The 21,498-nt window shown below is 62.9% G+C and carries 19 protein-coding genes and 3 pseudogenes; 14 read left to right on the top strand and 8 right to left on the bottom strand.

The genetic code is table 11. The annotated features are described in order from the left end of the window. Window positions 1–126: 126 nt before the first annotated feature. Window positions 127–837, bottom strand: a complete 711-nt coding sequence (gene fnr / locus QO207_RS09480) for a fumarate/nitrate reduction transcriptional regulator Fnr (RefSeq protein WP_301532194.1) — start codon at window positions 835–837, stop codon at window positions 127–129. A gap of 291 nt (window positions 838–1,128) precedes the next feature. Here fnr and QO207_RS09475 point away from each other — a divergent pair, with 291 nt between their 5' ends. The 5 genes from QO207_RS09475 to QO207_RS09455 all read left to right on the top strand — a co-directional run bounded on the left by QO207_RS09475 (window position 1,129) and on the right by QO207_RS09455 (window position 5,736). Further along, window positions 1,129–1,887 carry a hypothetical protein gene (locus tag QO207_RS09475; RefSeq protein ID WP_301532193.1) on the top strand — a complete coding sequence of 253 codons (759 nt, stop codon included), beginning with the start codon at window positions 1,129–1,131 and terminating at the stop codon, window positions 1,885–1,887. 105 nt (window positions 1,888–1,992) lie between these two features. Next, window positions 1,993–3,282 (top strand): FAD-binding oxidoreductase, encoded by a 1,290-nt coding sequence (locus tag QO207_RS09470; RefSeq protein WP_301532192.1) that lies wholly within the window; start codon window positions 1,993–1,995, stop codon window positions 3,280–3,282. A gap of 13 nt (window positions 3,283–3,295) precedes the next feature. Beyond that, window positions 3,296–3,847, top strand: coding sequence for a helix-turn-helix domain-containing protein (locus QO207_RS09465; protein WP_045212753.1), 552 nt, complete (start codon window positions 3,296–3,298; stop codon window positions 3,845–3,847). A gap of 76 nt (window positions 3,848–3,923) precedes the next feature. After that, window positions 3,924–5,273, top strand: a complete 1,350-nt coding sequence (locus tag QO207_RS09460) for a glutamine synthetase family protein (RefSeq protein ID WP_301532191.1) — start codon at window positions 3,924–3,926, stop codon at window positions 5,271–5,273. 304 nt (window positions 5,274–5,577) lie between these two features. Next, complete coding sequence (locus QO207_RS09455) at window positions 5,578–5,736, top strand: YqaE/Pmp3 family membrane protein (protein ID WP_184596848.1); 159 nt, start codon at window positions 5,578–5,580, stop codon at window positions 5,734–5,736. On the opposite strand, the gene QO207_RS09450 is transcribed toward QO207_RS09455, so the two are convergent. The 4 genes from QO207_RS09450 to QO207_RS09435 form a co-directional block, all read right to left on the bottom strand. Further along, the gene (locus QO207_RS09450) at window positions 5,733–7,301 is read right to left on the bottom strand and encodes a PAS domain-containing methyl-accepting chemotaxis protein (protein ID WP_301532190.1); all 1,569 of its coding nucleotides are present in this window, start codon (window positions 7,299–7,301) and stop codon (window positions 5,733–5,735) included. The genes QO207_RS09455 and QO207_RS09450 overlap by 4 nt on opposite strands. Continuing rightward, window positions 7,298–9,478 (bottom strand): bifunctional diguanylate cyclase/phosphodiesterase, encoded by a 2,181-nt coding sequence (locus QO207_RS09445; protein ID WP_301532189.1) that lies wholly within the window; start codon window positions 9,476–9,478, stop codon window positions 7,298–7,300. Before QO207_RS09445 ends, QO207_RS09450 begins: the two co-directional genes overlap by 4 nt. Before the next feature lie 164 nt (window positions 9,479–9,642). Continuing rightward, window positions 9,643–9,966: a hypothetical protein gene (locus QO207_RS09440; RefSeq protein ID WP_301532188.1), complete on the bottom strand. Its 324-nt coding sequence runs from the start codon at window positions 9,964–9,966 to the stop codon at window positions 9,643–9,645. Between the two features lie 454 nt (window positions 9,967–10,420). Further along, entirely contained in the window at window positions 10,421–10,906 is a 486-nt protein-coding gene (locus QO207_RS09435; protein ID WP_301532187.1) for a Bro-N domain-containing protein, read from the bottom strand. 479 nt (window positions 10,907–11,385) lie between these two features. Between QO207_RS09435 and QO207_RS09430 the strand changes: the two genes are divergently transcribed. The 3 genes and pseudogenes from QO207_RS09430 to QO207_RS09420 form a co-directional block, all read left to right on the top strand. Then, window positions 11,386–11,703: a type II toxin-antitoxin system RelE/ParE family toxin gene (locus tag QO207_RS09430; RefSeq protein ID WP_301532186.1), complete on the top strand. Its 318-nt coding sequence runs from the start codon at window positions 11,386–11,388 to the stop codon at window positions 11,701–11,703. Next, window positions 11,703–11,993, top strand: coding sequence for a DNA-binding transcriptional regulator (locus QO207_RS09425; protein ID WP_301532185.1), 291 nt, complete (start codon window positions 11,703–11,705; stop codon window positions 11,991–11,993). The genes QO207_RS09430 and QO207_RS09425 overlap by 1 nt, the downstream gene beginning before the upstream one ends. 272 nt (window positions 11,994–12,265) lie before the next feature. Then, a pseudogene (locus QO207_RS09420) lies at window positions 12,266–12,411 on the top strand (transcriptional regulator); the annotation flags it as partial. A gap of 54 nt (window positions 12,412–12,465) precedes the next feature. Here QO207_RS09420 and dsr1 read toward each other — a convergent pair. The 3 genes and pseudogenes from dsr1 to QO207_RS09405 form a co-directional block, all read right to left on the bottom strand. After that, a complete protein-coding gene (gene dsr1 / locus QO207_RS09415) occupies window positions 12,466–16,266 on the bottom strand; it encodes an anti-phage defense-associated sirtuin Dsr1 (RefSeq protein ID WP_301532184.1) in 3,801 nt (1,266 codons plus the stop codon). 80 nt (window positions 16,267–16,346) lie between these two features. Beyond that, the gene (locus QO207_RS09410) at window positions 16,347–17,117 is read right to left on the bottom strand and encodes a nuclease-related domain-containing protein (RefSeq protein ID WP_301532183.1); all 771 of its coding nucleotides are present in this window, start codon (window positions 17,115–17,117) and stop codon (window positions 16,347–16,349) included. Window positions 17,118–17,222: 105 nt separating this feature from the next. Next, window positions 17,223–17,764 (bottom strand): annotated as a pseudogene (locus QO207_RS09405) (Fic family protein); the annotation flags it as partial. A gap of 103 nt (window positions 17,765–17,867) precedes the next feature. On the opposite strand from QO207_RS09405, the gene QO207_RS09400 reads away from it, so the two are divergent. The 6 genes and pseudogenes from QO207_RS09400 (at window position 17,868) to QO207_RS09375 (ending at window position 21,490) form a co-directional block, all read left to right on the top strand. Then, window positions 17,868–18,086 carry a hypothetical protein gene (locus QO207_RS09400; protein ID WP_124166503.1) on the top strand — a complete coding sequence of 73 codons (219 nt, stop codon included), beginning with the start codon at window positions 17,868–17,870 and terminating at the stop codon, window positions 18,084–18,086. Between the two features lie 273 nt (window positions 18,087–18,359). Then, entirely contained in the window at window positions 18,360–19,022 is a 663-nt protein-coding gene (locus tag QO207_RS09395) for a hypothetical protein (RefSeq protein WP_301532182.1), read from the top strand. Further along, window positions 18,919–19,428 carry a hypothetical protein gene (locus QO207_RS09390; RefSeq protein WP_301532181.1) on the top strand — a complete coding sequence of 170 codons (510 nt, stop codon included), beginning with the start codon at window positions 18,919–18,921 and terminating at the stop codon, window positions 19,426–19,428. Before QO207_RS09395 ends, QO207_RS09390 begins: the two co-directional genes overlap by 104 nt. Before the next feature lie 199 nt (window positions 19,429–19,627). After that, window positions 19,628–19,729, top strand: a pseudogene (locus QO207_RS31520) (type I restriction-modification system subunit M N-terminal domain-containing protein); the annotation flags it as partial. A 134-nt stretch (window positions 19,730–19,863) separates the two neighbouring features. After that, window positions 19,864–20,817 (top strand): GIY-YIG nuclease family protein, encoded by a 954-nt coding sequence (locus QO207_RS09380; protein ID WP_301532180.1) that lies wholly within the window; start codon window positions 19,864–19,866, stop codon window positions 20,815–20,817. Next, window positions 20,810–21,490 carry a PIN domain-containing protein gene (locus tag QO207_RS09375; protein WP_301532179.1) on the top strand — a complete coding sequence of 227 codons (681 nt, stop codon included), beginning with the start codon at window positions 20,810–20,812 and terminating at the stop codon, window positions 21,488–21,490. Before QO207_RS09380 ends, QO207_RS09375 begins: the two co-directional genes overlap by 8 nt. Window positions 21,491–21,498 lie beyond the last annotated feature (8 nt).

Here is a 21,498-nt window from a genome sequence, read left to right as displayed (position 1 = left end):
GATACGGTACGGGGGCGGTTCGCGAGCAAGCTCGCTCCTACGAAAAGCGGTTTGGCGCATCTCGCCAGGCCGCCATTGAACCTGTAGGAGCGAGCTTGCTCGCGAACCCCGCCCCCACGCGGAAACTCAAAGCTCGACCTCACCCCCGGCCAGCGCGCACAGCTCGGTGAAATCGATAATCTCCGTCTCCCGCCCATCCACCCGGATCAACCCGTGTTTCTGCAGGCGGGTGAAGCTGCGCGAAACCGTCTCCACCGCCAGCCCCAGGTAATCGCCGATCTCGTTGCGCGACATGCTCAGGCGGAAGCGCGTGGCGGAGAAACCGCGCTCGCGGAAGTGCGCGGAAATGTTCAGCAGGAAGGCTGCGATGCGCGAGTCGGAGTTGAGCCGCGAGAGCAGCAGCTTCATCTGCTGATCCTCGCGGATCTTGCGGCTCATCATCAGCATGATCTGGTGCGACAGGCCGGGAATCTGCAGCGACAGCTCCTCCAGCTGGTTGAACGGAATCTCGCTGCACAGCGTGCTTTCCAGCGCCTGCGCCGACACCGGGTAGCTGCCTTCGCCCATGCCGGAGAAGCCGAAGATCTCGGTGGCGAAGTAGAAGCCGGTGATCTTCTCCAGGCCCTGTTCGTTGGTGGTGAAGGTCTTGATCGAGCCGGAGCGCACCAGGTACACGCTATGGAACGGGTCGCCCTGGCGGAACACGAAGTCACCCTTGTGCAGGAGATGGCCCGGCTTGATGATCGCCTCCAGCTCCATGACCTTGTCGTCGCTCAGGGTCGGCGGCGCCAGTCGGCAGTTCTTGCAGTACGGTTGCGGTTTGATCATCTGATTCATCCATATCCCCATGCGCCGGCCAATCGCGCGCAATCAAGCGGTTCTCGGGCGCATCGCCCCCACGTAAAACCATAGCAACTGAACGTGATCTGTCATCCGTCGGCTGCTCGATGGGGAAGTCAGCCAATGGATTTTTCATACCGGCTTGACCCTTTCTTCACCGCGCCGCCCGCAGTCTCCACGTCCATGCGCCAGGGGGTTATCGGGGGAGCCCACCAACTCCGGGGTGCAGCGACGCGCTTTGTCAGCAAGGGGCGCGCGTCGATCCCGCTCACTTCCGGAGACATGCCCATGAACAAACTGCCACAGATCACCCTGGCCTTCTGGGTGATGAAAATCTGCGCCACCACCCTGGGGGAGACCGCCGGCGACCTGCTGTCGATGACCCTCAACGTCGGCTATGCGATCAGCTCGCTGATCCTCATCAGCCTGTTCCTCGTCACCCTGGTCGGCCAGCTCGCCAGCAAGCGCTACGTGCCCTGGCTGTACTGGCTGGTGATCCTCTCCACCAGCACCGCCGGCACTACCATGTCGGACTTCATGGACCGCACCCTGGAGCTCGGCTACGCAACCGGTTCGGCGATCCTCATCAGCATCCTGGTGGCGATCTTCGCGGCCTGGCGTTTCAGCGGCACCTCGCTGTCGGTGGACAACATCCGCAGCTTCAAGGGCGAGATGTTCTACTGGATCGCCATCCTCTTCTCCAACACCCTGGGCACCGCGCTGGGCGACTTCCTCGCCGACGACTCCGGCCTGGGCTTCGCCGGCGGCGCGCTGCTGATCGGCAGCCTGATCGCCGTGGTGGTGCTGCTGCACTACTTCACCAAGTTGTCCTCGGTACTGCTGTTCTGGGTCGCCTTCGTGCTGACCCGGCCGTTCGGCGCGACCCTGGGCGACGTGCTGACCAAGTCCCACGAGAAGGGCGGGCTGGACTTCGGTACCATCGGTTCCTCGGCCATCCTCGCCGCCATTCTGGTGGCGCTGGTGGTGGTGGTCAGCGTGCGGCAGAAGCGCGAGGAGCAGGGCAGCGCCGCGGTGCTGTCTTCCTGACGAGGTGAAGCGCAGCCCGTCCGCGAAAGTGCGACGGGCTAGCCTTGTGAAATTTGTTCTGTTATTTTTCATGAAAAATAATCAGAACAATTTCACGAGGTAGCGATGTTCCTGCGTTCGCCCGAACCGGTCGGCACCTACTACGCCGGCGCCAACCCCGAGCTGATCCAGCCCCGCGAAGCCCTTCGCGAGCCGCTGGAGTGCGAAGTCCTGGTGATCGGTGCCGGTTTCAGCGGCCTGCATACGGCGCTGCAACTGGTCGAAGGCGGCCGCCAGGTCTGCATGATCGAAGCCAGCCGCATCGCCTGGGCTGCCTCCGGGCGCAACGGTGGGCAGGCACTGCCGGGCTGGTCCAGCGACCTGGGCCCCATCGAGGACGACCTCGGCCACGAAGGCGCGCTGCGCCTGTGGCAGGGCATGCTCTGGGCTGCCCACGAACTGCGCGACCTGCCGCAACGCCACGGCTTCGACTGCGACTACCGTATCGGCCACCTGTGGACCGCCGTGCTGCAACGTCGGGTCGGTTCGCTCTACGACTGGCAGGCCGAAGCCAACCGTCGCTGGGGCTATGAAGGCCTGCAATTCATCCCCCGTGAAGAGCTGCCGCAGTGGATCGCCAGCGACCGCTACCAGGCCGGCCTGTACGACCCCAACTCCGCACACCTCAACCCGCTGAAGCTGGCCTACGGCCTGGCCGGTGCCATCGAACGCGCCGGTGGCCGCATCTTCGAACAGACCCGTGCGCTGAGCTTCCGCGAGACTGGCACCGGCTATGAGGTCACCACAGAGCATGGCAGCGTGCGCTGCGCCTCCCTGGTGCTGGCCTGCAACGCCTACATCGACGGGCTGGACCGCGACGTCTCCGAGCGCATCTTGCCGGTCGGCACCTACCAGGTCGCCACCGCGCCGCTGGGCGAGGAACTGGCCCGCTCGCTCCTGCCGAAGAACTGCTGCGTCACCGACAACCAGTTCGTCCTCGACTACTTCCGCCTGACCCCCGACCATCGCCTGCTGTTCGGCGGCGGCTGCACCTACCTGGGCGGCATGCCCACGGACATCCGTGCCGCCACGCGCCCCTATGTCGAGCGGGTGTTCCCGCAGCTCAAGGGCGTGGAGCTGGAATACGCCTGGGGCGGGCACATCGACTGCAGCATGCGCCGCACCCCGGACATCGGCCGGCGCGGTGATCTCTACTGGCTGCAGGGCTATTCCGGCCACGGCGTGCTGCCGAGCCTGGCCGCGGCCCACGCCGTGAGCGAAGCCATGTGCGGTCGCAGCGACGAGCTTGACCTCTATCAACGCATCCGCAATCCCGGGTTCCCCGGCGGCCAGCGCTTCGCCGCGCCACTGGAAGCCGCCGGCAAGGCCTGGTATCGATTACGGGATTTCATCTGATCCGGACCCTGCCATGACCCAGACGGCCACCAACGAACACCTTGCCACGCTGATCCGCGACCTGCGCAAGCACAAGAACCTCACCCTGGGCGAGCTGGCTGAGCAGATCGGCCGCTCGGTGGGCTTCCTGTCCCAGGTCGAGCGCGGCCTGTCGCAACCCACAGTCGCCGACCTCACCGCCATCAGCGAAGCGCTGGGTGTACCGACCACCTACTTCTATGCCGGCGATACTCGCCGCGAGCGCGACTGGGTCACCCGGCCGAACGACCGCCGCACCCTGTACTACGCCGGCGGCGTCACCGACATCCTCGCCTCGCCGAACATGTCCGGCGGCTTCTCCATGCTCGACAGCATCCTCGCCCCCGGCGCCACCAGCGGCGAAGGCCATCTGGACGACAGCTCGGAGCAGGGCGGCTTCGTCCTCGAAGGCGAGCTGACCCTCTGGTACGAGGACGACACCGTCACCCTCTACCCCAACGACAGTTTCCAGCTGCCGCCGCACAGCCAGTTCCGCTACGGCAACCTCACCGACAAACCAACCAGGGTGCTGTGGATCTTCACGTGATTTCCCAAGCCAGCCCGCGAGGGTTGGCTTGGGAAAACGATCCGGCCGCCCCCGCACAAAGGCCCCAGAGAACATCATGAACCGCCCGATGCATCCCGACCTGCTCAGCGAAGTCCGCGCCTTCCGCCAGCAATACCCGGACATCCGCTACGTCGACCTGATCTGCCTGGACATTCCCGGCCACTTCTACGGCAAGCGCTACCCCGTGGACATGCTGGAAAAAGTCGCCGCCGGCAGCCCGCTGAAACTGCCGCAGAACTGCGTGCTGCTGGGCGTGCAGGGCGGCCTGCACCCCATCGGCGACTACTGCTTCAACGACGGTGACCCGGATGCGCCGCGCCGCCTGATTCCCGGCTCGCTCAAGCCGGTGCGCTGGGAGAACCAGCCGCTGGGACAGATGCTGATCAGCTCCGACGGCACCGAGGCGCCCATCGAATTCGAACCGCGCGAAGTGCTCGCCCGCGTCATGCAGCGCCTGGAGGCCAAGGGCATCCGCCCGGTGGTGGCCTTTGAGCTGGAGTTCTACCTGTTCGACAGGAAACTCGACGCCGGCCTGCCGCAGTACCCGCGCGACCCGCTGTGCGACGACGAGGACGACCAGCCGAACATGCACATCGAGCGCCTGTCGCGCTTCTCCGATGTGCTCCATGAGATCGTCGAGGCTTCCCGCGAACAGGGCGTGGACGCCAACGTCATCACCGCCGAGATCGGTCCGGGCCAGTTCGAGATCAACTTCGCCCACTGCGACGACGGCCTGCACGCCGCCGACCAGGCTGCGCTGTTCACCCGCGCCACCCGCGGCGTGGCGCTCAAACACGGCTACCGCGCCAGCTTCATGAGCAAGCCCTACCTGCACGCACCGGGCAGCGGCATGCACGTGCACGTCAGCCTGTACGACCGCGACGGCAACAACCTGCTCGACCGCGACAACCAGCAGGCCCTGCGCCATGCCGTGGCCGGTTGCCTGGAGCTGCTGCCGCACTGCATGCCGATTTTCGCCGCCAACCACAACGCCTACCGCCGCTACGGCTCCCGCGTGAACGCCGCGAGCAAGGCCAGCTGGGGCTTCGAGGACCGCGATGCGTGCATCCGCATTCCGGAGTCCGACGGCAGGAACCTGCGCATCGAGCACCGCCTGGCTGGCGCCGACGCCAACCCGTACCTGGTGCTCGCCGCGATCCTCACCGGCATGGAACACGGCCTGGAAGCCCGCCAGGAACCTATCCCGCCGCTGAACGAAGATCGCGACAGCGGCATCGACTTCCCCCGCGACATGCTCGGCGCCGTTGCCGAGATGGAAGACCACCCGGTGGTCAAGGAAGGCCTGGGCAGCGAGTTCGTCTTCGTCTACTGCGAGAACAAACGCCACGACCACCTGGACTTCATGAACGAAGTCAGCGCGCGGGAGTACCGCTGGTTCCTTTGAGAGCCGGAGACCAAAGCCGATGTTGGAATTTTGTAGGAGCGAGCTTGCTCGCGAACCCGGCCCCGCTACGGAGCCGTTCGCGAGCAAGCTCGCTCCTACGAAAAGCAGACGCTCCCGGAGGGCTCGATTCCCGACGCCACACCGAACGGCCCCCTATCCCTTCAGGGAGAGGGTTGGGGAGAGGGCCGCCAGCCCTGCCGCAATCTGCACAAGCCCACACGCCGGCTCGCACAAATTCTCTGAACCCGCTCCGCTCGCCAGCGGTCAATTCCATGCACGAGAGAGACTCACAAGGAGCCACCGCATGGACCTCATCCGCATCATCATCGCCATCATCCTGCCGCCGCTGGGCGTGTTCCTCCAGGTCGGTTTCGGCGGCGCGTTCTGGCTCAATATCCTGCTGACGCTGCTCGGCTACATCCCCGGCATCGTCCACGCCGTGTACATCATCGCCAAGCGTTAACCCGCGCGGCTGCCCTCCCAGAAATGCTCCGCCAGCATCCGTAGCTCCGCCGACAGTTCCGCCATCCGCGCAGCGCTGCGCTGACAGGTGCCGACCTGCGCCGCGTTGCTGTCGGCCGAGCCGCGGATGGCGTGCAGGCTGCGCTGCACGTCTTCGCTGGCGGCGCCCTGTTCCTCGATGGCCTCGGCGATCTCCAGGCTCATGCGCTGGATCGCCGAGACCTGCTCGCTGATCTTCTCCAGCGTGCCCGCCGCCTGGCCGGCCTGGGTCAAGCTGGCCACTGCCTGCTCGCAGCACAGCCATAGCGCACGCACGGACTCCTCGGCGCCCTGCTGGAGATTGCCGACCAGCGACTGGATGTCCCGCGCGGAGTCTTCCGTGCGCGAAGCCAGCGCCCGCACCTCGTCGGCCACCACCGCGAACCCGCGTCCGCTCTCCCCGGCGCGCGCTGCCTCGATGGCGGCATTGAGCGCGAGAAGATTGGTCCGCCCGGCCACGTCGCGGATCACCTCCAGCATCCGCGAGATCGCCTCGCTGTGTTCCTTCTGCTGCTCGACCGCCACGCTGGCCGCGCGCACGCCAGCTTCCAGCTCCGCCAGTTGTCCGCGGGTGCCGTGCACGTCCTGGTGGCCGGACTGGGTGATGCGCTCGCTGCACTGCGCCGCCACCGCGCTGTGCTGCGCATGGCGGGCGACCTCCTGAACGCTTTGCGCCAGTTGCTGCATGGCGCTGGCGACCTGCTCCGTCTCGCGCTGCTGCAATTGCGTGGCGACGCTGCCGCCGGCCATGGCGTCGGCCAGCGCGGCGGCGTGCTCGGCCAACTGCTGCGACGCGTCGGCCATGCGCCCGACCACTGCGGCGGTCTCCGCCTCCAGCATGCGCAAGGCAAAATCCAGCTCGCCGAATTCGTCCGCGCGGCCCGAGTAGAGCTGCTGGCTCAGCGGGTTGTCGGCAATCTTCCGCGCACGCCCGAGCAGCGCGCCGAGTGGTTGCAGACGCAACACCAGCCAGGTGCCGGACGCCCCAAGCGCCAGCAGGAAGCCCAGCACCGTCAGCTTCGGCAATAGCAGTGCCAGCAGCGCACCGCCTGCCTGCGCCAGCACCAGTCCGAGCACCAGTTGCGCCACCAGCGGCAAGCGTGGGCGGCGCAGAGGCTTGCCGGCGCGCATCTGTCCATACAGCCGCTCCGCCGCCTCGATCTGCGCGGCGCCAGCGCGGGTGCGCACGGACTGGTACTCGATCACCTTGCCGCCATGGCGGATCGGCGTGACGAAGGCGCTGACCCAGTAGTGGTCGCCATTCCTGCAGCGGTTCTTCACCAGCCCCATCCAGCTGCGCCCGGCCTGCAGGGTCTGCCAGAGGTGGGCGAAGGCGGCGGGCGGCATGTCCGGGTGGCGCACGCGGTTGTGGTTGAAGCCCAGCAGTTCCTCGGCGGAAAACCCGCTGATCTGCAGGAAGTCCGGGTTCACGTGGGTGACCGCGCCCTTCAGGTCGGTGGTGGACAGGATGTTGGCGTTCACCGGGACATCTACCTGGCGCCCGCTGACTGGCAGGTTCAGCTTCATCGCTGGTGCTCCAGGCTGTCGTGGAAGAGTTGTTCCGGTGCCAGCGGCTTGCTGAACAGGAAGCCCTGGGCGTGGCGGCAGCCTTCGGCGCGGAGGAAGTCCAGATGCTCCTGGCGTTCCACCCCTTCGGCCACCACCTCCAGGCCCAGGCTGTGGCCCAGGCCGATGATGGCGCGGCAGATGGCGCTGAGTTCCGGGTCGTCCGGCACGCGGGTGATGAAGCTGCGGTCGACCTTGAGGATGTGCAGCGGGTAGCGCTTGAGGTAGCCCAGCGAGGAATAGCCGGTGCCGAAGTCATCCAGTGCCAGGCGCACGCCCTCGGCGGCCAGTTCGCGCAGGCAGGCGAGGGTTTCCGCGCCGTCCTGCATCAGCAGGCTCTCGGTGATTTCCAGCACCAGGCTGCGCGGCGCCAGGCCGCTTTCCGCGAGGATCTGCTGGACCCGCGCGGCGAAGCCCGGCTGCTGCAGCTGGCGGCTCGACAGGTTCACCGAACAGTACAGGTCGCGGTGCCCCTGGCGCTGCCACTGGGCCGTCTGCCGGCAGGCCTGGCGCAGCACCCAGTCGCCGACGCGGACGATCTCGCCGGACTCCTCCAGCGCCGGGATGAAGTCCAGCGGCGACACCGAGCGGCCCTGGTGCTTCCAGCGCAGCAGCACCTCCACCGCTTCCCAGCGCGGCGGCTCGCTGTCCAGGTGGACGATGGGCTGGTAATGCAGACTGAATTCCTCGTGGCGCAGGGCCTGGGCCAGTGCGCTTTCCAGCTCCAGGCGGCGCTGCGCCTGCTCCTGCAGCTCGCGGCTGAAGCGCGCGTACTGCGCCTTGCCGGCCTCCTTGGCGCGATACAGTGCCAGGTCCGCGGCCTGTAGCGTGTCGATGGCCTGGCCGTCGCTGATCAGCCCGGTGATGCCGATGCTGGCGCTGACCACCAGCGTGCGGCCGTCCACGTGCAGCGGCTGGCGCAGGCAGTCGAGCATGCGCTGGGCGACCTGTTCGGCGTCGCACAGGCTGGCGAGGTCATCCAGCAGCACGACGAACTCGTCGCCGCCGAAACGCGCCAGGTGATCGCCAGGGCGCAGGCAGCGCAGCAGGCGCTGGGCAACCTCCACCAGCACGCGGTCGCCCACCGCATGGCCGAGGCTGTCGTTGATCAGCTTGAAGCGATCCAGATCGATGAACAGTAGGCCGGACTCCCGCGCGCCGGGTCGGTTCTGGCGCATCAGCGCCTGCTGCAGCAACTCGTCCAGGCGCAGGCGGTTGCCCAGCCCGGTGAGCGGGTCATGCCGCGCCGCGTGGCTGAGCTGGTGCTCGCTGGCCTTGTGCTGGCTGATATCGGTCTGCGAGCCGGCCATGCGCCCGTCGGTGACGATGCCGCGCGCCAGTACCCAGAGGTAATTGCCGTCGCGCTGGCGGATGCGGTACTCGTGGCTGAGCAGCGCGCTGTTGCCGCGCAGGTGCGCGTCGATGGCCTTGCGCAGGCCGGGCAGGTCGTCCGGGTGGACGCGGGCGAACCAGCTGGTGCTGCCTTCGCCGAGATTGTCGCGGGACAGCCCGAGCATCCGCGCCCAGCGGTCGGAGACGTACAGGCGGTCGTTGCCCAGGTCCCAGTCCCAGATGCCGTCGTTGGCGCCGCGCAGGGCGCGGGCATAGCTCGCCTCGCTGTCCTCCAGCGCCTGGCGCTGGGCGGCGCCGTAGGTGTCGATGGCCAGCGACATGTCGAAGAACACCCGCTTGAGCAGGCTGGCGTACGTCTTGGCTTCCGGGGCATCGCCCAGCAGGTCGGCGAGCATCTGGTTCAGGTACAGGCGATAGGCGCCCAGGTACCACTTCAGCTCGACGCCGACCTGCTGGTGCACCAGCCCGATGCGCAGGCGGTCGCGCACGTAGTCGGCGTCCTGCGGGGCGTCCCATAGCTGGCGGTAGTATTCGAGCTGGCTGCATTTCAGCCGCGCCAGCGTCGCCGGTTCGGCGAGGATCGACGCCAGTGGCGGATACTCGCGCAGGTGATCGTAGAGCTGCTCGACGAAGCGCTGGTGGCAGCGCTCCAGTTCGCCGGCGCGGCCATTGAGGTGCCGCGCATCCTCGTCCTGCCACTCCAGGTAATTCAGGCGCTGTTCGACTTCCTTCGTCGACAGGCCGATGCGCTCGAGCACGCTCTCGAGCTTCGGTCCCAGGCCCATGTTCGGCTCCTTGCGGGTCTGCTGTTTTTGTCGGGCATGAAAAAAGCGCCGGCCCGTCGGCAGTCGAAATCGACGGCGACAGACTCGGCGCTTTGTCTTGCAGGCCCACATGTCCTGCCCGGCAAAGCCAGCTTCCGCAACGGCGGAACGCGGGTGGAAGTCTTTTACACCAGCGGCGCGGGCCCCGACAACTCTGCCAGCGCGCCGCTCAGGCGCTGGCGCAACTCGCCCAGCTCGCGGGAGCGGAAAGCGTGACGGGTGCGCTCCAGCACACCGATGGCATCGGCCAGCAGCGCGGTGATCTTCCCGGTCTCGCCCAGCGGTGCATCCTGGAACCAGCGGCACAGGGGCGCCTGCTGGCAATCACAGGGGCCTTCCATCACGCCGCAGCGCAGCTCATAGGCGGCCAGCAGCGCACGAACCTGACGGGCCAGCGCCGGGTCCTCGGACGCGACAAGCAATTGGACGGGATGCCGGTGGAGAGTCATGAGGGGATTACTCATATCAGGGAGATGCCAATTTAATGGCTAATGGCTATCTGATATTGACCCCTGTCATAGGCTGAGGCGTCTTCCGCCAGAGAGTCGACGGCTGGTGTGAAATTTCTCGCATTGCGCTGCCGGTAAATTGCCAGAAACGCTCGGTAAACGTAGGGCGCACAACCTGGGACAGGTTATCCGCCATACCCTTGGCGGCGGATAACGCTGGCGCGTCAGGCGCCCTGCGTGCTGGATTCTGGCTGAGGGGACGAATAGTGCCGGCTGACTCCAGGCTTTCATCCCGCTCCGAACTGTCCCCTCTCCCGCTTACGGGAGAGGGCCAGGGTGAGGGGCCTTTGATCCTGCAGGAGCGGACCTTGTCCGCGATGCTCATCGGGTTGGGGCGTGAAGCGATGGGTATCGCTCCGCTCCACGCCATCCTACGACGTGCACCGGGGCGCTATCAGTGCAGCGAACGCACCTGGTTTTCCATGATGCGCACCGCATCGGTCCAGCGCACCCAGACCTTGCCCTGCCAATCCATCACGCTGGTCGGCTGGCCCTCGATCTGCTCCATGCGCCGGCGCGGCAGGTGCGGATTGTTCTGCTGCGCATCGCGCAGGGCCGGCAACACCTCGGTGCTGATCCACTGCCGCAGGCTGCGGTTCTCCGGGTGATAGAAGTGCACCAGCAGCAGTGCGTAGAGGCCACTCTCGCTGACCAGATAGAGCTTCTCCTTCGAGCCCATCAGCAGCTCGTGGCGAATCTGGTCCGGGTCGAGCTTGCTCGTCACCCGCTCGCCGATTTGGCTATTGGTCAGCTTCGCCAGGTCGCGAATGACGAACCACGCCTGCTTCTCGATCAGCAGCCCGCGCAGGCGACGGTTGTAACGGGGGAACACGGTAGGAATCAGGCCTTCGTCGGCCGACGTCGAATCGGAAAACTTCATGCTGTTACTCCATGTACGTCCAGAAGCCGCCGCCCGAACAACCACAGAGGGAGGCGGACCGTGCAAGGGTGGAATACCGAGACATCTAGAGGACGAAAACCCGGTCGAGCCGAAGCCCGCCTTACACGGTCCGCCATGGAGTGCCGGAAGACGCTGAGTCTTACAGGCAGCGTTATCCGCCATAGCGTGTGCATTGCCGTCCTCCCATGTCTTCAGGATTCCACTCCTGGCCACGGCGAACCGTGGCAGGCAGAACGCTACGCAGAGCCCCTGTAGGACAGCAATGCAGTTGGGGCGTAGGGCGATTCTTGATTTGCCGGCCATTGCTCGGCTGCATCATTTGCCATGGCGAAATACGCGGCCTGGGGTGGCGCAAGGACCAACGGATGCTCCATCGGTCTGATTCGACCTTGAGGCTGCAGGTTTGAATTTCTATAGTGTGACTGCGCCATTGGCGTAGTTGTGCTGACAGGAATGTCATGATCTTCATCGAGACGCCGGTTTTCACCGAAGACCTGCATGAGCATTTGAGCGACGAGGAGTATCGGCAATTTCAGCGGTATCTCGCCGCGAATCCGGAAGTCGGTGACGTCATTGTGGGAACGGGCGGACTGCGCAAGGTTCGGTGGACCTGCGGAGGAAAGGGTAAGCGCGGAGGTGTGCGGGTGATCTACTACTACTGCCTCTGCCTAGCCAGTCAGATTCGCCTGCTGCTGATCTACCGCAAGGGTGCCAAGGACAATCTCACGGAGCTGGAGAAAGGCCTGCTCCGCAAACTGAACCAAGGGTGGCAGTGATGGAAAAACGTCTCTTCGACCGGCTCGTTGAAAGCATGGAGCAAATGAACGAGATCGAGAGTCGCGCGCGCGAGCCCTCCCGGGTTTTCCACGTCGATGCATTTCAGGTGCGCAGCATCCGCAAGGCGACAGGCCTTTCCCAGGTCGCGTTCGCCCGGACAATCGACGTGGCGGTGGGCACGTTGCGCAATTGGGAGCAGGGGCGTCGCGAGCCGGACGGTCCTGCCAGGGCGCTGCTGCGCGCGATCCATAACGATCCAGAGCATGTGCTCGCAGCGCTTCGCGAATAGACACTGGTGAGGCCAGAAACGAAAAAGCCGCGCATCTGCGCGGCTTTTTGCTGAAAGGGTGGTGGGCCCACACGGACTTGAACCGTGGACCAAAGGATTATGAGTTGCCTAGAAATGCTGCAAGCCCAGTGAAATCGGGCGTAGTTCAGCGCAGGTACAGTTAGCTGAAAGTTGCGCCGTAGAGCTGGTTAAGCGTAATTTAGTGAAATCTGTAAAAGCTGGGCACTGTACCGCCAGTGTACTGTTTTTTGTACCGTTAAGGCTTCAGAAACCAAGCGATCAGCCTGGCCGTTGAGAAGGGCGACTTGTCGGTAAGCATGATGGTCTACGTGCGAGTTTTAGGTGGCTTTGACTGCGATTTCGCAGTCGTGCCGGCAAGAATGCCCCCTTGGATGAAATCCAGGGGGTGTTTGACTGATAGCTGCCGTGCTGCAGGTTCGACGCCAGAGGGTGAAAGAGGGGGAGCCCAGTCCTATCCCACTCTTCCATGTCTGCGTAAATACGCCATCAGTTGCTCAAAACGCGGGTCAGCCGCGAGTTCCGGCGCGGATGTCCGTATCGCCTCAAGGCAGGCGTCGAGGTTGCTCGGTGGCCATTGGGTCTGATCTCCTATCACCAGGCTCAGAAAGTCCAGCGCCTGCTCTGGGTACTTGCCGCAAAGAGCGGCGTCATGAAGACGATGCACCAGGTAGTCGGGGTGGGGCAGCGATTGCAGCCAGGCGCGGAGCAGCGCCAAGGCTTCGGGGAACGCGTCTTGTGCCGCTACGCACAGGCGGCCGAGGCTTTCGGCAATGGCGGGTGAAATGTTGTCCCGGGTTTTGGGCCAGATAGCATGGAGGTAAGGGACAACCCGGTTGGTCCAGTAGTCGGCTCGTTGATCGCCCGCACCCTCTAGCGCTCTCACCAGAGCTTGCGCTGAGCTATGCAGACCGTCCAGAGGTAGTGAACGTGTCGCGGCCGACAGCTCAGCAGTGGTGAACGTGTCACCCGGATCGAGGGCGGCGAATGTCAGCAACGATGCGTATTGCTCGTCGTGCTTGCCCAATGCCGCATAGTGGCGCGCGGTCTCGAGGAAAGCCGTCTTGAGCATTTCCATCAAGGGCCGGTACAGACGCGGTGACCATAGGAAACCCTCCCACGCCGCACGTGCTTCGGCTTCGGAGCGCTGCCACTCGAAAAGCGGCAACAGGTGTTGCGTTGCCCAATCCTCGTCTACGCGGAACAACGCAATGATATGGGCTGCCAGCAATACGCGGCCATGTCGGAACTTGTCGATACGGGTGTCGCAAAGTTCGGTGAGTGTGGGCTTGAGTACTTCCGGCAAGCCGTGCCCATCCTCCAGCGAGCGTCGATACCACCAGCGCAGCAATGCTTCGGTGACGTGGCCCACGGGATGGTTGATGGCGCGCATTACTGGTTCGTCGGTATTGACGCCGTCCTGATGATCTTGAGTCAGGATACGGCGAGCGAGCACGAAGAAGAGTGCTTCGTGGCCTTCGAAGGTCTTAGCAATAGCCTGCAGCCACCAGCTGACGCCGTGGCTTAGGGTCTGCAGCATGACATCTGGAGCATTGACCAAGAATGGGGCCATGTACCGCCAAGAGCAGTTTTGTAGTTCCTCTTCTGACCACGCCTGTAAAGCGTCCCGCCAGCGATCATTTGGCCAGATATTTTGTCTTGCTAGGTGGCATAAGGCATATGCAGTGGCTTGGAAGCTATCTTTGCACCGCTCTCGCCAGTCATCTTGTTTGGACTCGGGCAGTACCGGGTTTGCAATCAAGTAGTTCAGCAACCCGCGCCTGCTGCGAGGTATTGATACGAAATCCCGCCATGGGTCCCTGTCTCCGACCCAGTCACTCCCAATCCAGTATGGAAATTCATCGCGCTGATCCGCCGCCAGGGTCCACTCTGGATATCGTGTCAAAAGCCCCGTTAGCCGCTGGTTGCCGTCAGCACCCAAGACCGCGCCGGCCTCGGCGATCTTTGCCAGTCGGAGCCAGATTTCGCGGTCTGCGATACGAGTCCAGCGCTCCGGCTCGATGTCGTCCCTGAACATGTCGCGCGGAGGCCCGGCGAGTACGGCCTGCTCCAGTTCCAGTAGCATCCCTTCATCGAGGTGTGGCGCCATCGCTACCAGCAAGCGTATGGCTTCCCGTTCGGTTTCCACCGACCACAGCCACCAGTGCTCGTCGGCTAGCAGCCAGCCGAGTGCCTGGCGATGGGGTATCACGTCTCCCTGCGCGGCAGCAAAGAAGGCGAGGCGCCGGAACAGTGGATAGGGCGTGTGCCACCAGGACTGCGCCACCAGTGCTGCCCGCGTAGGCGATTGCGCAACAGTGGCGAGCCACGCATCTCGAGTCAGGTCGATCAATGCGGTCCAGTCGTGGAAATCCCGGTTCTGTGAGTGTTCACTGATCGAGGGTTGATGCATGTAGGACAGGTCGCTCCTGTCCTCGACACTGCCAAGTTCGCGCATGAGATCAAGCGCGTCGCGTAACAAGGCACTGACATCGGACAGCAGCTCCGGTAATGCGGCGTCCCAGCGCTCATCCCTTGGCAGATCGCGCAGGCCGGAATGGACATGCTCCGTCGACAGCACGATCTCCCATTCCACCAGGTCCTTGATGCGCTTCGGCTCGCGGCTTTCACCTTCCTCGGTGTGCCAGCGGAACGGTTCGCGTAACGATACGCGAGGTGTCAGCATCTCCCGTAGTTCCAGGCGCAGGGTAGCGCTGAGCCCATCGCGCTTGAATCGGTCGATCCAGCGGTACAAGTCGAAGTCGCGCAGCCATGATTTCACGCGTCCGGTTAGCAGAAGCCGCCATAGGGTGTGCATCAGCGGGCTGGGGATCGCGTTGGGTGCGCCCTCACGAATGTGCGCCAACTCGGCGGTGTTGCCGTCACGTTCAAGCTTGGCCAGCTCGTCCAGACGGTGTTCGATTGACCAGATTAGATCGTCATGAAGCTGCCCGCCGTGCTTGACCAACCAAAGCAGCAGCGCCGGGTCGTTCAGATGACGGGTCAGCCATCGCGCCAGTTGCCGCATCACCTCGTCCCAGCGGCTGCCGCGCGCACCGGCATCAACGATACACATCGACGGTGCGAGCGAATACGGCGAAGGTCGGCGAGTCAGGCTGAAGGTGAGCTTTTCATCTACGGTCGTTCTGGGCGGGACACCGAAGCGGCCCAGGTCGGCATGCCGGTAGCGTCCCTCGCTCAGCGGCTCCAGCCAATCCAGTAATGGCACCGGGTCCAGATCGGCAAAGCGCCTGGCGGGCAGCCCGCCAGGATCGCTCAGAGCCCACAGCAGGCGCCCGACGAAGTCGTCCTGCCGGGTGCTTGCCAAGGGGCGGGCCATGGCGCATTCGACCACAATGCGCTCCTTGCCGCGCACGCCGTCCCGGTAGGTTTCGGCCCACGCGCGCAGGGTCTTGTGCAGGTAGGCATGCCGGTTGTGCTCGCGGTAGAGGATGGGTGTGACGTTCTTGGCACGCCACTCGTTGCTCCGTTCCTCTTCCTTGCCTTTGGAGAAACTTCCGAAGGCGAACATCTCCGGCGGTGACTCACCCAGCAGGCGGTCGGCGGCGAGCGCGTCCATCATGTAGCGCAGCACGGGGTCGTTGATGCTGTAACCGACGAAGCATACGGTGTAGTTGCGGAGCAGCTCGCTAACGAAACGTGCCGCCCAGCGCTCGTTGAGATAGGCCAGGCCGAAATCTCCGCTGGAGACGACCAGACGATCCAGCTCGCTCGCGGTCGGTGTGGTACCAAGCAGGCCATGCAGATACACCAGCCCATCCCAGCGGTTCTTCGGCACCGGCAGCAGTGGCGCCTGAAACTGGTTGATGGGCAGGGACTTCACCGAAATCACCTCCTCGAACAGACGATCGAAGTTGGTAGTGATGAGGCGGGTATGGCCATTACGGCACTTGCTCAGTGTCAGCAAGGCGTCATGGGTTGCAGTCGCGTTTGGGGCGCTGAGATTGGGTGTCAGGATGCCGGTCATCGCCCGGCGCACCGTCTCGCGGCCGCCGACGATGTCCGCTTCCAGCAGGCCGATGGCGGTGTCGAACTGCCCGGCCTTGATTGCTGCCTGCTGCACCGCGTTGGGTGTGGCACCCAGGGCTTCATACACCTTCGTTACCAGCCCGGCGAAGCCCGGCAAGCGCGCGGGGTATGAGATGCCTGCACCGCAAAAGAATACGACACGTCCGTCCTCATGCGCCTGCAGCAGGCGTTCAGGAATGTCGGGGCCTTGGCGGACAAACTGCATTCAGAGAGCCCCGGAAGAGTTAAGGGGGGCAGATTTATTCTTTGACGGGAACCATCTTGATCGTCTCACTGCTCTACCTCTCAAAGATTCTGCATAGTCCGGCATTTAGGGAACGCCGAGCAGCCCCAGAATTGCTGCCCCGCTTTCGGCCCTGACTTCACGGTGCGGATCAGCAGTGCACTGCCACATTTCGGACATTGCCGCTCAGCTGTCGGATCGCTACGGAGCTTGAGGTTTTGCACGTGCTCGCGGTGGGTGGCGAGGGTCGGTGCGCGGCGGCCGGTTTGCAGGGTATGCAGCATGGCGTCGACTTCAGCCTCGCTGAATACTGCCTGCTCGAATGACTTGATATAGCGAATAAAGCCGATGCCCTGGGTCACGTTGGCTGGCACTTCGGTTTTGAAGGTGCTGCCGCCGACAAAGGTGATTACCGAGTGCAGGTGCTCGGGGTTAACGCCAAGGGCGGCTTCCAGGGCTTTGAGGTGCTTGTAGTTCTGCCGCAGCGGGTTCTGGAATTTGAAGGTGCGTTTGTAGAGCTTCTGAGTCCATTGCGCTTGCTTCTCGCTGCCGAAGATCCAGCCGCTCATGTTCTTCGTTTCCAGTGCGAAGATGCCGTAGGGCGAGAGGAATACTTGGTCGATTTGCGTTGTGCCGTCTGGCGTGTTCAGGGTGACATTGTGCAGGCGACGGTAGGTTTGCTTGTCCAACTGCCAATGGGCGAAGAACCGCACCAGGAGTTCGCCAATATGGCCCTTCGCCCATGGCGACTTAAGCAAGCTGATCAGCAGTGCAGCCGGAATAAACCAGCCCAGCGTGCCCCAGAACTGCGCGATGATGGGAGTGAAGTCCATTTCCTGTCTCTGGGTAATCCTGAGTTAACTGGATAGTACCGAAACTTAGCGTAATGGCACGATGGTATTGCAGTGTTTCTGGCGCGCTACTTTGTTGCTGCGGTGTCAGCCCTGAGCGTTTGCCAAGTGCTGTATTGGGTAACGAGTGCTGCGCCCGCCGCCTGGTAGCCGGCAAGACAGCGCTACTCGACAAGATCGCTCAGATGGCGCGTGGCGGTAGCTTTCGAGACCTGGCTACGGCTAGGTATAGAGAAGCACTGTTGCCGTTCTGGAACCCCAGTTCGCCGCCATCGAGCAGGCGATTAAGCGCTTTGATCTGTTCGGCAGATAAGGTTTGGCTGCAGAAGTGTGGCTTGACCAGCAGACGGTCGATGCGAGCAAGGGCCTGCTCCTGCTCTTGACCGGCGTTGCGAGGAACCATTGCAGCCAAGCAGTGATATCCAACGTGCCTCTCTGGCTCGCTTCCAGAATGCGGTAATAGCCGGCCCGGTCGTCCAGAGGCTCGCCGACATGGCGTAAATCGGATGGCCTGCTGCTCGTCCTGAGCTAGTGCCTGGTCGGTGATGGCGCGCTTAGGGCGGTCGTTGCCATCATCGAAGGGGCAGGGTAACGAACTAGATGTGCACAATGCCGGCACGTATAAACGGGGCAGTCCTTCGGTTGCTCATCGCTATGGCGCAGGTGCGGTGATTGAAATGCGTGTCAAGATTACGTAAGTTGCGACTCTTAAGTAACTTCTCGAGAGTCACCATGCCCAATTCGAAAGCCCCAGCCCAAAGCGCAGCAGTCTTCAAGCGAGTTACCTTTTCGCTGACAGACCAGATCAGTGAGGAAATTGATCGCCTAAGCCTGATTCCTCGGGGGTTCCGAGCTTCTCGTTCTGATGTTGTTCGTGCTGGTGTCGCGGCGTTGGCTGCAATGCCAGAAGAACAGCTCGTGGCCCTACTGGATAAGGCTCGTCGCGAATGAATGGAGTCAACTTTGCGGTGTGCCTGGGAAAATAGGTTGGCCTCGTGCAGGTAATTTTACAGGGGAAAATAAACAAGCTTACGTAAGTTGCTTAAGTTAAGCGGGTGTACTATGATCTTACTACCGTAGGTCGTTCTTCGCTTGCTCGCTGGAATCTCCCTGCTGGGAGCCACGCCATGAATTGGGTTCGCACCAGAGCGGGGATCGCTGATCGACGGCAAAGCAGAGCTGAATCGACCGCTCAAATTCAGTGAAGGCAAAGGAGTTGCTTCTATGTCGGCAGTCAGATCAATTCTGTGGGCGTTCTGGTCGTATGGGGTTTCTCTGCCGATGCACTTGCTGAGGGCAGCGCTGTCCGGTGCCCTGAGCTTCTTCTATCCGCGTGGATTCATACCATGCAATGAGTTAGCTGATCCTTTTGCCGAGGAATGCGCGACCCGTCCGGTTGGGCAGAGCGTGCGGCTGCCGTGGGTGGACAGTTCGGCGTCCCAAACCCTGGCAATGAACAGCACTGGACGCCTGCTTTCCTATATCGCTATTGCGAGCGGCTGGTTCGGCGTGGCGGTGAAGGAGGGCACTAGCCGCTCAATCACGAAGCGATCCTACCGTTACTACTACCGCCGCAGCTTGACCGGCAACTGGTTTGCAGAAATCTGGTCTGTGCCAAAGTCGGGTGTTATCGCTGCGATCCTGGCGCTCCCGTTCATCGATATGGCACGTGCTGTAATGAAGGGCCAAGAGCATGGCCATGAAGGTCTGCTGTTGCTGGCTTCCGGCCTGCTGCTGGTGACGTGCTTCCTGCCGCGTGCGTTGCTTGGCAGGGGCACTCACTTTGCTGCAGATCAACTGCAGTGGGTTCGGTGGCTATGGCTTCGCCCACATCATCAATATGGCTGCGGCTCTGGGGGGCCTGTCGTTCCTTTGGGTTGCATTTAGCGCCGGGTGGAGCGCCTCGGCATCCGCGAGTTACGCCGCAGGCTTTCTCAGCGGGCAAGTGCAGATGTTCGCCCATGAGGCTGCGGTCAATGGCGTACTGATGACCGTCGCCACGACACCGGTCTGGGTGGCGTTGGGTTGCCTATTCGGTATGGTCTGGACGGTATTGCCGGCAGCCGCGTTCTGGGACGTGTCCCTACGCTTCATGGCCGCACGCAGCGCCAAAACCAGACTGGAATCCCTGCCGTTCAACTCGATTCAGGCCGCGATGTATCGTGGTAGCGACTTTGAGAGAGCCGCCGAGTTGGTTGCCCCACAGGTGACCCTTGGTTACTTGGTCTACATCGGCCTGACAGTTGGCATCATCCTCTACCCCATCCAGGTGTGGGTGCGGTCACTTTTCTGATCTCATCCAGACGCGCTATGTGATGAAGCCCCGTACCCGGGGCTTTGCCTCGGCTAACTAACCCGGAAAGTCAGTGCCTCACCCGGTGGCACCTACTGGCCCCAGGCTACCCAACCGGTTAAGGTGCGGCATCGATTACACACAGCTCGCAGGGAAGTGTCGCAGCGCCGCCTTCCCTGCCCCGTGGAAGGAATGCCGCGTGAACCAGCAAAACCTCGCCGACTTCATCTGGAGCGTGGCCGACGTGCTGCGTGGCGATTTCAAACAGCCCATCTACGGCCGCATCATTCTGCCCTTCACCCCGCGCGACGTGGTGCGCCTGACCACCACCCTGGAGTTCCCCCCGGATCACCAAGCACTCAATGGCGACGGTGTGGTGCGCACTGTGTACGACTGCGCCGCTGGCACCGGCCAGATCGATCTGAGGGAAACGGTATGAGCCAAGGCCGCAGCCTGCGTCTGTTTCTGGTAGATGGCACGCCTAATGGTCTGCTGACTGCCGAGATCATGAACTGGACCGGCCATGTGCTGACCGGCCCACGCTCTAAGCTGGCCGAGCTGGTGCAGCGCTCCGAGTGCGCACGCACCGGCGTGTACTTTCTGGTCGGCCCCGACCCGGACAACAGCCTGCGTTCGAAGGTGTATATCGGCGAGTCCGACGATGTGGCCAAGCGTCTCAAAACCCACAACCGCCCGGAGGATGCCGGCGGAAAGGACTTCTGGGAGCGCGTGTGCCTGGTCACGAGTAAGGATCAGAACCTGACCAAGGCCCATGTGAAGCACCTGGAAAGCCTGCTGATAGGCATCGCCGGCAATCTGGGGCGCTGCGAGCTGGTCAACGGTACCGCGCATGAATACGGCAGTAGCCTGCCAGAATCCGACCGCGCCGATATGGCCTTCTTCCTGGAGCAGATCCGTACTGTACTACCAGTGCTGGGCTTCGACTTCCTGCGTGAGCTGATCAAACCTTCCAAACTTGTTATTGCGCCAGCCGAGCAGCCCGTTAGTCAGTCGCCGCGCTTCACACTGCAGCTTCCTAAAAGCAAAGAACGCGCTCTAGCGCAAGAAGTCGATGGTGAGTTCTTTGTGCTAAAGGGCTCCCGGGCACGTGCTCAGTGGATTGGAACTGCGGACCATCACTACCGAAACCTTTACCTACAGTTGGTGAACGACGGTGCAATGGTCAACGACGGGAGCGAATATCTAGTGTTCAAGGACGATTATGCCTTCAGTAGCCCGAGTGCTGCTGCTGCGGTTGTATATGGACGCGCGGCCAGTGGTCGGACTTCCTGGGTAGTGGAAGGCTCCAGCGAAACTTACGCTGCCTGGCAGGACAGCAAACTGAATGGCATTGGTCTATTGCCGGAAGGCGAGGTAGCCAATGACTAAGGCTGAGCAGTCGCAGCGTTTAATCCTGGTGGACTACGAGAACATCGGCAAGATTGACCTGTCGGTGCTCCATGGCTCCTACCGGGCCATCATTTTTGTGGGCGCCAAGCAGAACACCCCCAAGGCTTCACGGACGCCTTCCACGGCACATCGCTTTTCTCGTGTGGATTTCCAGAAGATCGAAGGAGTGGGGAAAAACGCGCTGGATTTCCATATTGCTTTCCAACTGGGGCGTACGTTTGAGACCGCGCCTGAGACGAAGTGCGTCGTCCTGTCCAAGGACAAGGGCTTCGATCCGCTGTTGGCTTACCTGAACAAGAACGGCTTGGCTTGCCAGCGCATTGAAGGACTTGATGAGCTGGTGTCGGAGGAGTTGCCTGAGCCAGTGGTGCCAGCGTCGGAAAATGCCTGTTCGCGCTGCGGCAAAGCCAGTTGCGTTGATCACTTGGGGGGGCAGTGGTGCAGCCATTGCGGCAACTTCTCTAGCCCGCCCGATCCGCAACTGATGCCGTCGCGCCAGGCGAAGTATCGTGAGAAGAAAAAAGACAGCTACAGCTACGAGCCGCTGATGGGCACCTGTGCCTGGTGCCATCAACGCACCGACATGGGCGGTGGCATATACGATGACGGCGAGTGGATGTGTCCAGGCTGTGTAAGCAGATACGCCGGTTAAATCCAGAA

Source organism: Pseudomonas sp. CAN1, assembly GCF_030462585.1.
In the GTDB taxonomy this organism is placed as follows: domain Bacteria; phylum Pseudomonadota; class Gammaproteobacteria; order Pseudomonadales; family Pseudomonadaceae; genus Pseudomonas.
Note: the sequence above shows the minus strand (reverse complement) of the source record. Positions and strands in the feature narration are given on the sequence as shown.